The sequence below is a fragment of the Embleya sp. NPDC008237 genome (genome assembly GCF_042956465.1).
Classification (GTDB): Bacteria; Actinomycetota; Actinomycetes; order Streptomycetales; family Streptomycetaceae; genus Embleya.
Genome location: NZ_JBIBGL010000004.1, coordinates 568,973 through 581,051 on the forward strand (window position 1 = coordinate 568,973; position 12,079 = coordinate 581,051).

The 12,079-nt window shown below is 73.0% G+C and carries 12 protein-coding genes; 3 read left to right on the forward strand and 9 right to left on the reverse strand.

The genetic code is table 11. The features are described 5' to 3' along the window. Positions 1-20: 20 nt before the first annotated feature. From ACFZBU_RS12925 to ACFZBU_RS12940, 4 genes are all read right to left on the reverse strand, one after another. The gene (locus ACFZBU_RS12925) at positions 21-2,150 is read right to left on the reverse strand and encodes an AAC(3) family N-acetyltransferase (protein ID WP_391583556.1); all 2,130 of its coding nucleotides are present in this window, start codon (positions 2,148-2,150) and stop codon (positions 21-23) included. Continuing rightward, a complete protein-coding gene (locus tag ACFZBU_RS12930) occupies positions 2,147-3,295 on the reverse strand; it encodes an FxsB family cyclophane-forming radical SAM/SPASM peptide maturase (RefSeq protein ID WP_391583557.1) in 1,149 nt (382 codons plus the stop codon). The genes ACFZBU_RS12925 and ACFZBU_RS12930 overlap by 4 nt, the downstream gene beginning before the upstream one ends. 42 nt (positions 3,296-3,337) lie before the next feature. After that, positions 3,338-3,547, reverse strand: a complete 210-nt coding sequence (gene fxsA / locus ACFZBU_RS12935; RefSeq protein ID WP_391583558.1) for an FxSxx-COOH cyclophane-containing RiPP peptide — start codon at positions 3,545-3,547, stop codon at positions 3,338-3,340. Between the two features lie 102 nt (positions 3,548-3,649). Continuing rightward, complete coding sequence (locus ACFZBU_RS12940) at positions 3,650-5,818, reverse strand: tetratricopeptide repeat protein (protein WP_391583559.1); 2,169 nt, start codon at positions 5,816-5,818, stop codon at positions 3,650-3,652. A gap of 221 nt (positions 5,819-6,039) precedes the next feature. On the opposite strand from ACFZBU_RS12940, the gene ACFZBU_RS12945 reads away from it, so the two are divergent. Next, on the forward strand, positions 6,040-6,336 hold the full coding sequence (locus ACFZBU_RS12945; protein ID WP_391583560.1) for a hypothetical protein: 297 nt from the start codon (positions 6,040-6,042) through the stop codon (positions 6,334-6,336). A gap of 138 nt (positions 6,337-6,474) precedes the next feature. Here the strand turns inward: ACFZBU_RS12945 and ACFZBU_RS12950 are convergent, their stop codons facing one another. Continuing rightward, positions 6,475-7,332 (reverse strand): haloalkane dehalogenase, encoded by an 858-nt coding sequence (locus tag ACFZBU_RS12950; protein ID WP_391583561.1) that lies wholly within the window; start codon positions 7,330-7,332, stop codon positions 6,475-6,477. Between the two features lie 153 nt (positions 7,333-7,485). On the opposite strand from ACFZBU_RS12950, the gene ACFZBU_RS12955 reads away from it, so the two are divergent. Next, positions 7,486-7,995, forward strand: a complete 510-nt coding sequence (locus ACFZBU_RS12955) for a MarR family winged helix-turn-helix transcriptional regulator (RefSeq protein ID WP_391583562.1) — start codon at positions 7,486-7,488, stop codon at positions 7,993-7,995. A gap of 336 nt (positions 7,996-8,331) precedes the next feature. Here ACFZBU_RS12955 and ACFZBU_RS12960 read toward each other — a convergent pair whose 3' ends face one another. Next, positions 8,332-8,757 (reverse strand): hypothetical protein, encoded by a 426-nt coding sequence (locus tag ACFZBU_RS12960; RefSeq protein ID WP_391583563.1) that lies wholly within the window; start codon positions 8,755-8,757, stop codon positions 8,332-8,334. Positions 8,758-9,077: 320 nt separating this feature from the next. Between ACFZBU_RS12960 and ACFZBU_RS12965 the strand changes: the two genes are divergently transcribed. Next, a complete protein-coding gene (locus ACFZBU_RS12965; RefSeq protein WP_391583564.1) occupies positions 9,078-9,392 on the forward strand; it encodes a PadR family transcriptional regulator in 315 nt (104 codons plus the stop codon). Positions 9,393-9,517: 125 nt separating this feature from the next. On the opposite strand, the gene ACFZBU_RS12970 is transcribed toward ACFZBU_RS12965, so the two are convergent. From ACFZBU_RS12970 to ACFZBU_RS12980, 3 genes are all read right to left on the reverse strand, one after another. Next, a complete protein-coding gene (locus ACFZBU_RS12970; protein WP_391583565.1) occupies positions 9,518-10,783 on the reverse strand; it encodes an APC family permease in 1,266 nt (421 codons plus the stop codon). Positions 10,784-11,007: 224 nt separating this feature from the next. Then, positions 11,008-11,406 (reverse strand): SSI family serine proteinase inhibitor, encoded by a 399-nt coding sequence (locus ACFZBU_RS12975; RefSeq protein ID WP_391583566.1) that lies wholly within the window; start codon positions 11,404-11,406, stop codon positions 11,008-11,010. A 202-nt stretch (positions 11,407-11,608) separates the two neighbouring features. After that, positions 11,609-11,809 (reverse strand): hypothetical protein, encoded by a 201-nt coding sequence (locus ACFZBU_RS12980; RefSeq protein WP_391583567.1) that lies wholly within the window; start codon positions 11,807-11,809, stop codon positions 11,609-11,611. Positions 11,810-12,079 lie beyond the last annotated feature (270 nt).

Here is a 12,079-nt window from a genome sequence, read left to right on the forward strand (position 1 = left end):
CACATCACACGATTGCCGGATCAGCGATCCGGGCGGTGCTCCCGCAACCACGTCGTGGCGAAGCCGACGGCCTCGTCCAGTCGGAACAGCCTCGCCCGCCGCTGCCCGGCCGCGGCCACGCGCACCGCCCCGGTGCGTTCGAACGCCTCCCCCAGCACCGCGAAGTCGTGGTTGCCCAGTCGGGTGTCCACCGTGTCGACCCATCGTCGGTCGCCTCGGGCATCGCGCACCAGGCTGCGGTATCCGGTCGTCGGCGGCTGCCCGACGCGGTATTCGGCCAGGTGGAAGGCGATGTTGGCGGCGAAGCCGACGTCCCACAACAGCACGTGCGCGCCGACCCGCTCCATGCGGCCCAGCGGTGAGCGTTCGCCGTAGTGGCAGTCGGGCGCGTGGCCGCGCATCAGGGCCGTGGCGTGTGGCCCGATCCCCGCGAACGATGTCCTGGGGTGGTCGCTGCGCACGGCTCCGGGCAGTCGGCGTACCTGCTCTGCGAGCGCGCCCATCCGGTGGCTCGGCGTGTGTGCGGGTTCGAACGGCGGCATCTCCGCGCGCAGTCCCGGCCACCAGTCGGCGGGGACCGGGCTGCGGCACGTGCGATGCCAGGTCGAAGGGTCGGTGTTGTCGCTGGTGGCCGTCGGTACGACCAGGGTTCCGTGCTCGCCCAACGCCTCGCGCAGCGCCCCGATCAGCGGGTCGGGGCCGCCGTCGACGCGGGCGAGCGGGGTCGAGGGTGCCAGCACGAGCAGCACCGCTCCGCTCCCGAGCCCCAGGTCCGCCAGCGCCGCGGCCGTCTCGCGGGCCGGGTGCGCGACCCGGCGGCTGCGCACGACGCCGGGTCGCGGCGGGCCCATCCGGTCGACGCGGGCGCCGCGTGTGCGGTCGGCGGCCTCCGCTGCCATGTGGTCGACGAATCGGCGTCCCAGCGCCGTCAGTTGCCGACAGTCGCCGAGTACCGCCAGCGCGGCGTCCACCTGGTCGCGGTAGCGTACGAACCGCCGTTCGGCGCGGGTTCGGGCGACCGGCGGCACCAGGTGTCGGTAGTGGCCCCACAGACCGGTCAGCGCGAGGTGTGCGTAGGTGCCCTGGAGCACGGCCTCCAGCGGGCGCCGGTCCGGTCGCCAGCCCACGGTGTACCGCTGGGTCGCGCCCCATTCGTGCAGGTCCACGAGGTCCGTCAGGGCGCCCAGCGCGATGTGGCTCGTCTCGTGGACCAGTGCCTCCGCCAGCCGCACCGGATCGGCCGCCTCGGTGATCCCGATCGCGCCGTGCGCGTCGCGCACCGTGACGCTCATCGCCCGGCCGGACCGCGGCGCGAGCGGCACCACGCTGGTGCACAGGCTCGCGCAGATCCGGGCCCGATCCGGGAAGTGCTCGCACAGCACGGCCCAGGCGTGGCGCAGTGCCGTGTCCCACCGCGCGGCCCGTTCCGGGGTGAGCCGCGGCGCGATGTCCTCGCGGTGCGCGTCGCGATAGGGATCGCCGTCCTCCAGCACGACGCGCAGCACCGGACCGGCGTCGGGCGCGTGGGCGGTCACGACGCGGGTGGGTTGCCAGTACGGGAGCGCGCCCTCGGTCGTGCTCGCGCGCACGTCGCGGGCGGGGCCGGCGGTGTCCGTGATCGGCACGCGGGCGTGGCCGCCGGGGAAGTGGAGCACCCCGTCCTCGAACCGCACCACGGCGATGTCGGCGGGCACCCGCATGGACCCGAGGGTGGGCAGGGACACGATCCCGGCGCGGACGGGCAGTTCCAGCCGCGCGGGAAGTCCGGCGCGGGTGGCCGCGGCGGCGGCGACGGCGGTGAACCAGGCGAGTTCGTCCCGGATCCGGAAACCGGGCGACCTGCCGTGCAGCCCGCGCAGGCAGCGGGTGGCCCAGACGCCCAGGTGGGGGTGCATCAGGACGGTCTCCAGGGCGCCCCGGTCGTGCCGGGTGACCTCGGTCAGCACCGCCTGTGCGTGCTCGGCCCCCGATTGCCGCCAGGGCATGGGAAAGCGGGTTCGGGCCGTCCGGGCCAACGTGTGGATCAGGAGCAGCCGACGGCTGAGCTGACCGGTGCGCAGCGTGTGCAGGGCGGTGGGCCCGGGTCGGCCGCGGGCCAGGTCGTCGAAGTCCCGGGACGTCAGACGCACGCCGGCGAGTCCGGCGATCACGGCAGGCTCCGCAGGAGTTCGCGGGTGTCGGCGCGAACCCGATCGCGGATGTGGCCGGTCAACTTCTCCAAGTCGGCGCAGTAGACGGAGGGGTTCGCGAATCCCGAGGCCGGCAGGTAGCGGTGCGCGCGGATCCCACCGCCGCACAGCTTCATCACCTCACACGCGCGGCACGCGTCCGCCAGCCCCGCCTCGCCCAGGCGCCATTGCGCGATCTGCGGGTGTCGGGCGGCCGCGTCGAAGTCGTGCGCGAGGACGTTCAGGCCGGTGGCCGCCGCCCGGTCGTAGCTGGAGTGCAGCGAGTCGGCCTGCTCGATGGCCCCGTCGGTGGCCACCACGAGAAATCCGGGTACCGACAGGCCGACGGCCTCCGAACGCGAGGAGCCGCCCAGGCACACGGCCATGATGTCGTCGAACAGGCGCACGGACGTCTCGCGTACGGGGCTTTCGTACCAGCGGGTGAAGACCGCGAGCAGCCAGCGCGCGTAGGGCGTGCCGAGCGGGTCGTGGCCCGGGGGCGGGAATTGCCGGTTGGCGTGCGGGAGCAGGAAGTCGATCCGGGCGGGCTGGTGCGCGAGCAGCGCCTCGTAGGTGCGCACCGGGTCGTTGGCGAGGTCGACCGTGCACAACAATCCCGCGTACAGACTGCGGTGTTCGGGGCGGCGCAGCAGCGCGATCCCGGCAATGGCCGCGGTGTGGCTGCCGGTACCGTCGCGCCGGCGCCGGTGCCGGTCGTTGGCGTCCGCGTCGCCGTCGAGGCTGACTCCGACGCGGATGCCGTGGCGGTGGAACAGGGCCATCCACTCGGGGTCCACAAGCGTGCCGTTGGTCTGCACGGACAGCTTCAAGGCGGTCGCGGCGGGCAGGGCCGCTCGCAGTGTGCCGGCCAGTGTGTCGACCCGGTCCCGACCGGCCAACAGCGGTTCGCCGCCGTGCAGGGCCACATGGACGACGGGCAGCTCGTGGCGGTCGGCGTGCCGGGCGATGCGTTCCGCGAGTCGGCGCATGATCGGCGCGGACATCGCCCGCGGCCGGCTGCGCCAGGACGTGTCGCGTGCCTCGTAGACGTAGCAGTGATCGCACGCGAGGTTGCAGCGGCTGTGCAGCTTGACCACGAATTGGCGAAAGGGCGGCGGCTGCGTCATCGTGCCCCCCGGGGACCCGAGTCGGGGCGCCTGGGCATCGTTTCAGTCCTCGAACGCCGAATCGAAGGCGCAGAAGACGGATTCGTCGCTCAGCGCGTCCCGCAACACCCGCCGCAGTGCCGAGGCCAACGCCGTGTCCGGCAGGGCGTCCAGGTCGCCCGGCGTGAGGTCGGAGAGATCGAGTACGTCCGAACGCACGTCGTCCGCCGCCCCGGTCTGCGTACCCGTCGGCGGTTCCTCGACAGGGGACACGCGGCCAGACCTCCGTCCACGTGGCGGCCGACAACGTCGGACCCTGCCGAAATACCGGGTCGATGAACTGCGTTGCCCAGCCTAGCCGATTGTCGACGTCATTCAGGCGGAGTCGCGGCCATAGCGCTCGACGAAGATGCCTTGTGCGTGCAGCGTGCCCGGGTCCGCTGCGCCCAGGTGGGTCCGGTGCAGTTCGAGCGCGTCGACGAACAGGGGGCGGGCGGCCGCGAGCCCGTGCACGCCCGCGGTCGCGAGGGCCAGGTCGAGCGCGGTGCGCAGGGTGTCCGGATGGCCCGCGCCCAGCAACCCCTGCTGCCGCCGCAACACTTCCTCGTACAGCGGCAGGGACGCGCGCGGATCGGGCGACTCGTCCGTGACGACCGCCAGGTTGTGCATGGTCTGCAGGGTCGCCCGGTGATCGGAACCCAGCGTGGCGCGCTGGCGATCGAGCACCCGGGACAGGATGGGCAGCGCGACCGAGGGGCCCTCCAGCGCCCGAACGACCATGGCCAGGGCATGCCAGGTCTCCAGCGCCGCCGGGTGATCGCGGTCGAACGCACGCTCCTGCCGCGCCAGTACGTCCTCCAGCCGGGCGCGCGCCGCCTCCGGGCCCTCCGACTGCCAACTCGACAGGGCCAGCCGGTGCAGGGTCGCGAGCGTGGAGGGATGGTCGGCGCCGAGCACGCGTTCCCGGTCCTCGTGCACCCGCTCCAGCGCCGCCGCGGCGGCCTCGGCGTCACCGAGCTCGTGGATCACCAGGCAGCGGTTGTGTCGGGTGCCCAGGGTCGAGGGATGGTCGGATCCCAGCACCCGGCGTTGCCGCTCCAGTACCTCGTCGAGCAACCGCAGGGCCGCCGCGGGCCCTTCGAGCCAGTCGAGGACCAGGGCGAGCCCGTGCCGGGCCCCGAGCGTGTCGGGGTGGTCCCGGCCCAGGTTGTGTTCGCGCGCCTCCGCGACGTCCAGGAACAGGCGTCGGGCCTGTTCCGGTTCGGTGTCCGTGCACAGGACCGCGAGCAGGTGCAGGCTCTCCAGGGTGCCCGGATGCTCTGCGCCCAGGGCCCGCGCGCCGTCCGCCGCGACCGCCTCGGCGAGCCGGACGGCCTCGGCCTGGTCGCCCGCCGCCCAGGTGAGCGCGGCGAGCGAGCGCCGCAGGGCCAGGACGGTGGGGTGGTCCGGGCGCATGCCCCCGGCCGCCCGCTCGACGAGTTCCACGAGCGACGCGCGGGCCTGCCGCACCTCGCCGGTGTCCCCCACGGCCAGCGCGTACGCCCCTTCGGTCTCGAAGGTCGCGGCGTCGTCCGCACCGAACACCGCCCGGAAATCGGGCACCAGATCGGCCAGCATGTCGCGGGCGGAGAACCAGTCGCCGCGTGACCTGGCGACCATGGCCCCGCCGCGCCGCGCGGACAGCACGATCCGGTCCCGGGAGCCGTATCGGGCGGTGTCGGTGCGGATCAGCCGGGCGTACTCGGCTCGGGCGTCCTGCAACCAGCCGCAGCGCCAGGTGAGTTCCGCGCGGAGCAGGCCGGCCCGGCGGGTCAGCGGGTGCTCCTCGCCCAGTGCCCGGGCACAGTCGTCGAGGACGTTGCCGGTCAGGTGCAGGGCTGCGGCCGGTGCGCGCACGTGTCGGGCGAACAGCGCCACCGCGTAGCGGGCGGCCAGGCTGGTCGGATGGTTCGGGCCCAGTTCGGCGCGCGCCCGCCGTTCGAGGAGTTCGGCGCTCGTGCAGGCGAGTTGCGGTGCGCCGACTTCCTCCGCCAAGCCGATGATCACGAACAGCTTGCCCAGGTGTTCCAGTTCACCGGTCGGACCGAAGCCCAGTTCCGCCCAGGGCACTCCGAGCAGCGAACCGTCGAGCGGGGTCCGGTCCCACGCACCCGCCGGCTCGGTGGCGACCGGCGCATCCGGCCGCCGCGGCGATCGCCCGCGCGGTGCGGAGGCGTCGATGAGCGACTGCCAGCCCCGTTCCCACCACACCAGGTCGTCCAGCGGTGGCTCCACCGGCAGTTCGCCCTGACGAGCGTGGCGCAGGAGGCAGATCAGGACCGACCGTACCGGGTCCCACTGGGTACCCACCGGGGTGTTGCGGTTGTCCATGTAGTTCTGGGCCGTGCTGTGCGAGAAGGGCCGCATCGGCACCGACGGATTCGCGGCCGACCGCTCGGAGGATTCGGCCAGGGATCGAAATGTCGGGTCGCCCGCCATCGCCCGCAGCCGGCGCAACGACGCGCGGAACTCCGTCCACGATTGCGGCATTCTCGCCTCGGTCACGCTCGCCCCCTCGCGCACTGCGCGTCGGGCCCGCGACCGCAGCTGTCTTGGACACTCGGACAAGACACGTGACAGCCGGGCTTGGACACTCGAACACCGCACCGCGGATGTCTTTTTCGTCCGGATCACGTATTGGATCCGAACTCCCGGCCCCGGACCGGTCTGTACTCGAAGCCTAGCCGGGACGAGGTGCCCGGGAGGGATCGGGAGACGAGGATCCGATGACCACGATGGCGCTACACCTGTCCGAAGTCCCGCACTTGGCCGTGCTCTCGGTGATCCTGGTGCGCGCCGTGCTCGCACTGGTCGCAAGCGTACGGTCGGCCGACCGCAACGACGCACGGCCCACTCCGCCCGACCGCACCGACACGCCCGAGCCGGCCGGCGAGGACGTCGTCCGCCCGGACGCCGACGACGCGACGGCGGAGCCCGTCCGCCGCCGACGCCGGACGGGAGACGCCACGCTCGATGTCCTGGCACCCCTGGCGGATCTGCTGCAACTCCTCGTTCGGCGCTGACGTTTCGCGGGCCACCCACCACCCCGAAACACGGAGCGCCCCGGACATCTGGCTCGTCGGCGGCGGGGAGTCGGCCGGCGCCCTCTACGCCGAACTGCGTGTCCGGCCGCGTGCACCACGCACGCGGCCGGATACGGCCTACCGGCGAAGGGCGTGCTCGTCCAGCCAGGTGGAGACGGCCTTGGCGATCGCCTCGGGCTGGTCCTCGGTGGCGTGGTGGCCGGCAGGGCCGATGTGCTCGACCCGGAGAGCGGCGATGTTGTCCCGGCACCAGGCGGCGACCTCGGGGGTGATGAGGAGGGTCGGTGCCGAGTCGAAGGTGAGCAGGAGCTTGGGAACGTCGCGGCTGTCGGCCAGCCAGGGGCCGTACGCCCGGATCCGGGCGGTCACGTCGGCGGGGTCGCCGTCGATCGGCAGGGAGCGGGTCCAGTTCAGCAGCGGACGACGGCTCTCGCGGGTGGGGTACGGGGCCCGGTAGACCTCGATGTCCTCGTCGCCGAGCGGGTCGAGCACGCCCCCGGTGTAGGCCGCGTTCACCATGAAGTGCCCGTCGAGGACCAGCGACTCGCCCTCATCGGAGCGGAGCTTCACCGAGCGGGCACGAGCCTGTTCGGAAAGCTCGTTCGAGGCGATCGGGCGGACGATCGTCTCGAAGAAGGCGAGGCCACGCACCCGGTCCGGGTGTCGGGCCGCCCAGTCGAAGGCGAGCGAGCCGCCCCAGTCGTGGCCGACGAGCACGACCTCGTCCAGGCCGAGCGCGTCGAAGAACGCGTCCAGGTAGCGGGCGTGGTCGCCGAACCGGTAATCGCCGACGGGCTTGCCCGAGCGGCCCATGCCGATCAGGTCGGGGGCGATCAACCGGCCCTCTCCGACCAGGGGCAGGACGTTCCGCCACGTATGGGAGGAGGAGGGGTTGCCGTGCAGGAAGACGACGGCGGATCCGCTGCCGTGGTCCTCGTAGTGGATGGTCGAGTCGAGAACGTCGATCGTGGGCACGAGGTGCTCCTCGGAGGCTGGATGTGAGGGGTTGACCCGAACCGCGCCGTGGCCCTACTCGTTCGTCGAACGAATGTTTATGCCCCGAACGTTTCCGGTATGAACGAACCTATATCGTTAGCCCGACTAACGCAACGGGGTAGGATCACCGCCATGACCAGCGACGCCGAAGCGATGGACGTTCCCGACTGCGAGAGACGGACGCCGGACAGGCTGCGCAAACAGGCGAGCCGGTTGCTGGCACAGCTGTCCACGCAGTCGGATCGGCTGGTCGCCGAGGGCTTGGCCCGCCTCGATGCCCGCAAGTGGCACTACGCGGTGCTGGCCTCGTTGGAGGAGTACGGCCCGGGCAGCCAGGCGACGCTGAGCCGACGCACCGGCATCTACCGCAGCGACATGGTCGGCGTCCTCAACGACCTGGCCGCACGCGATCTCATCGAGCGCACGCCCGATCCCGACGACCGCCGGCGCAACATCATCACGATCACCGACCAGGGCAGCGGCCGCCTCACCCTCCTCGACCGGGCCCTGGACGACCTCCACGAACAACTGCTCGCGCCCTTGGCCCCCGCCGAACGCGAACAGTTCGTCCGGATGCTCACCCGCCTGCTGGACCACCACACCCCACAGCCACCGCACCTCGGCGCGTCGGGCGACCGCTAGCCGATCGGTGCGCAGCGCCGTGAGTACGTCGAGCTCGGCCGCGCGCGGGGCCGGCCAGGATGCCCACGATCGCCGCGAGGATCAGGAAGAGCAGCATCCTGTCCCACCGGATGACCACGGTCAGGTCCTTCGTGGAGCGGGCCATGCCCTTCACCCGCCCCGGCGATCAGTCCGAGCAGCACGCCCAAGAGGCCGCCGAAGGACGAGATGATCAGCGACTCCGGGCGGATCACCCGTCGAGTGCGCCGCCGGTCCAGTTCCGTCCGACGACACCCGCGGGGTCCCGGACCCACCGTGAACTCGCCCCGGTTCCGGGTCGGTTCGGGTGGCATCGGCTCAACCCACGCCGATCGCGTTCAGCGCGTACGCCACCGCTCGCGCGAGTTCGTCGGCGCTCACCGGCCGCAGCACCACCGCGTCCGGGTCGTCGGCGTCGCCGGTGCGCTGGTCGATGACGTCCAAGGCAAGGCGTTCGGCGAACTCCGTCACTGCGGCCCGCTCCTCTCGATCCGGATCGGTGTTGCCGGCGGGCGTCTCGAACACCAGGCCCACCCACAGCTCCGGGTCGCGCGTCACCAGGACCTCGCCCACGTGCACCCCGCACCCGGGCAGGCTGTCGCCGACCTCGCCGATCCCGGGCACCCGCCCCCACATCGGCACACCCCACTCGTCGGTGGGCCCGCCGCACGCGTGCGTCGAGTGCGCACCCAGCGGGCAGGGCCCGCCCTCGTCCAGGTCTTCGATGTGGATATCGGAAGTCATCACAGCTCCTGAGGGGACCCGTCGCCGATACGTCGACCGGGCCGCGGACACGTTCGTCCTCGCGCCCACAGCCCGGCACGCCATCGACTCCAGCACGCGCACCCCACCCGCGCGCCCGGAGCGCGCCGAACGGGCGGCCACAATGCCACGAATGCCGCAATCCACTCGACCCGGCGACCCGGACCCGCGCGCACGTCACGGCTCCCCCGCCGTGGCGGGCGCGCCGTCGTGGGCGCGCCGGCACCGGCGGACGCCCGTAGTATCGGAGTTCGATATCGGATTCGTCGCCCTTGGTGATGGAGCGGGAAGGTGGTCGACGCGTGAGGGAGTTCCAACGGGGCGCGGTGCGGCTGCACATCCTGCATCACGCGGCCGAGGAGGAGGTCCACGGTGCGTGGATGTCCCGGGAACTGGCGGGCCACGGCTACCGGATCAGCCCCGGCACGCTGTACCCGACCCTGCACCGGATGGAGGCGGACGGGCTGCTGACCTCCGAGCAGCGGGTGGTCGAGGGCCGCACCCGGCGCGTCTATCGGGCGACGGACGCGGGACGGGCGGCGCTGGCCGAGGATCGACGCGCGCTGGCGGAACTGGCCCGCGAGGTGCTGCCCGAGGCGGACCGGCCGCACCCGTAGCCGGTGCCCGATCCGGCGCCGGCCATGGCGGCTCCGGCCGGCCAGGCGCGGCCGATCAAGCGCAGGCGATCAGGCGCAGGCGATCAGGCGCAGCCGATCACGCGCAGCCGGCCGGCCGCGTCGGGTCAGGCGCGGCCGGTCGCCTTGCGCAGGCCGTACGCGGCGGCGCCGGCCGCAAGCACCGCGGCGCCCCACAACACCGAGGTCGGCGGCAGCGCGAAGGCCAGGACCAGGCACCCTGCCGTACCGACGATCGGCACGATCCGGGCCGGGCGGCCCTCGGCGGGGGTGAGCGTCCGGGCGGAGGCGTTGGCGACGGCGTAGTAGGCCAACACGCCGAAGGACGAGAAGCCGATCGCACCGCGCACGTCCGTGGTCGCGGCCAGGACGGCGACGACCGCGCCGACCGCGAGCTCGGCCCGGTGCGGTACGCCGAACCGGGGGTGCACGGCGGCCAGTACGTGTGGCAGGTGCCGGTCGCGGGCCATCGCCAGCGTGGTTCGTGAGACCCCGAGGATCAGCGCCAGCAGCGAGCCGAGCGCCGCGAGCGCGGCCCCGACGCGGACCACCGGGACGAGTCCCGGGGCGCCGGCCGCGCGCACGGCCTCGGCCAGGGGGTCGGCGGTGTGGGCGAGCCGGTCCGGCCCGAGCACCGCGAGCACGGCCACGGCGACGATCGCGTACACCACCAGCGTGATGCCGAGCGCGGTCGCGATCGCCCGCGGGATGGTGCGCTTCGGGTCGCGGACCTCCTCGCCGAGCGTGGCGATGCGCGCGTAGCCGGCGAAGGCGAAGAACAGCAGGCCGGCCGCCTGGAGCACGCCACCGAAGCCGGCGTCCGCGCCGATGCGCAGGTGCGCGGTCTCGCCGGTGCCACCGGTCAGGCACGCGGTGACCACGGCGGCGAGCACGGCGAGGACGGCGGCGACGATGCCCCTGGTCAGCCACGCGGACTTCTGTACGCCGACGTAGTTCACCGCGGTCAGCGCCACCACCGCGGCGACCGCGACCGCGTGTGCCTGCTCGGGCCACACGTAGGAGCCGGCGGTCAGGGCCATGGCCGCGCAGGAGGCGGTCTTGCCGACCACGAAGCCCCAGCCGGCCAGATAGCCCCAGAACTCGCCCAGCCGCTCGCGCCCGTAGACGTACGTACCACCGGACTGCGGATAGCGGGCGGCCAGGCGGGCCGAGGAGGTCGCGTTGCAGTAGGCCACCACGGCGGCCAGGGCCAGGCCGATCGGCAGGCCCGATCCCGCCGCGTCGGCGGCCGGGCCGAGCGCGGCGAAGATCCCGGCGCCGATCATCGAGCCGAGCCCGATCACCACGGCGTCGAACACGCCCAGGTGCCGTTTCAGCTCGCCCGCTTCGGCAGATGCCGCCGACGTCCCCATCGCTCGCTCCCCGAACATGGCCCACGACTGCTACGGCTCCCGATATCGGCACACGATATAGGACCGCGAATCCCTCCCCACCACTGAGTGGCGCCGCCAGGACGACGCGGTAGCGGTATCCGCGCGTGACGCCGCTCCCATTCGACCGCCGCAATCCGCGGGCGGGCCGATCGAGCAGCCCCGCCCGCACTACCGCCCCGAAGGAAGATCGACCCGAAGGCACATCAGCGCGCGCCCGGCAGGACCGGTACGAGGTTGTCCCAGCGCGCGATCTCGCACCCGTTGGTGCGGTTGAAACCGGCGTCGACCGGACGGCCCGCCCAGGTGCCGGTGATGCGCGCGGTCGCGGGTCCGCCGTAGATCATCGTGCACCGCGCGCCGGCGGGGACCGGCGCGAACGGGTCCCCGTCGGCCGTCGTGGCGTCGAGCCGATCGCATGCCCCCGCGGGCCCCGGGTGACTGCCGCCGGCGGGGTGACACTCCAGCGTGTACGTCTGCACTCCCTCGGGGTTGTCGGCCACCGTCACGATGAGCCGGTCCACCGTCCGGGCGGCGACGGAGGGAATCGGGCACTGAGCGGCGACGACGACGGCTGCGGCGACGACAAGGCGACGGAACAACATGGGCGACTCCGGGGATGAACGCACGCCATCGCATGCGGGGGGGTGGGCAAGAGATCGAGGCGAATCCGCACGCCCGGCCCACGCACCGCCGATCCGACCGGGCACGACCCCGAACGGCACCCGAGCATGGGGCAGCGGCGGAAGAGCGAAGACGTCGCCGCACGGACGCATCAGCGTCGGGACGCGGACGTCGGTCCGGACGTCATGGATCCGGACGATGGCGCGGCGGATCGAAAACCCACGCGCCGAACGGCTCCGGCACGCCACGCAGTTCCCTGAACGATCCAAGCTCGATCATGGCAACAGCGTAATCAACCAGACACGCTGCGCGAGCATCCGGCGACAAATCCCCCATCACCGTCGCTGTCGCCGTCGCGGCTGTCGCTGCCGTCGCCGTCGCCATGGCCGCCATCCGCACCCACACCCACACCAGGCAGCGCCCGCAGCTCACCCAGGCCCGCCGTCCGCCACCAACGCCCCCGACCCCGCGCACGCCCGGCGCCGACCCCATCCCGCACCGAGCCAACGCATTCGGCGCGCCCCACCCGCCCCCTTCCCGACATCGCGACCCCGCGCGGCTCCCGTCCCCCGGCACCCCACCCCACCCCACCCCACCAGGCACTCCCCGTCCTCGCCACCGTGCGTCCCGATCTCGTGACGGGTCGTCAAAAGA

Coding starts and splice junctions, on each gene's coding strand:
- ACFZBU_RS12930 (WP_391583557.1), bottom strand. CDS start 3,295: ATGACGCAGCCGCCGCCCTTTCGCCAATTCGTGGTCAAGCTGCACAGC.
- ACFZBU_RS12945 (WP_391583560.1), top strand. CDS start 6,040: ATGACCACGATGGCGCTACACCTGTCCGAAGTCCCGCACTTGGCCGTG.
- ACFZBU_RS12955 (WP_391583562.1), top strand. CDS start 7,486: ATGACCAGCGACGCCGAAGCGATGGACGTTCCCGACTGCGAGAGACGG.
- ACFZBU_RS12960 (WP_391583563.1), bottom strand. CDS start 8,757: ATGACTTCCGATATCCACATCGAAGACCTGGACGAGGGCGGGCCCTGC.
- ACFZBU_RS12970 (WP_391583565.1), bottom strand. CDS start 10,783: ATGGGGACGTCGGCGGCATCTGCCGAAGCGGGCGAGCTGAAACGGCAC.
- ACFZBU_RS12975 (WP_391583566.1), bottom strand. CDS start 11,406: ATGTTGTTCCGTCGCCTTGTCGTCGCCGCAGCCGTCGTCGTCGCCGCT.
- ACFZBU_RS12980 (WP_391583567.1), bottom strand. CDS start 11,809: ATGGCGACGGCGACGGCAGCGACAGCCGCGACGGCGACAGCGACGGTG.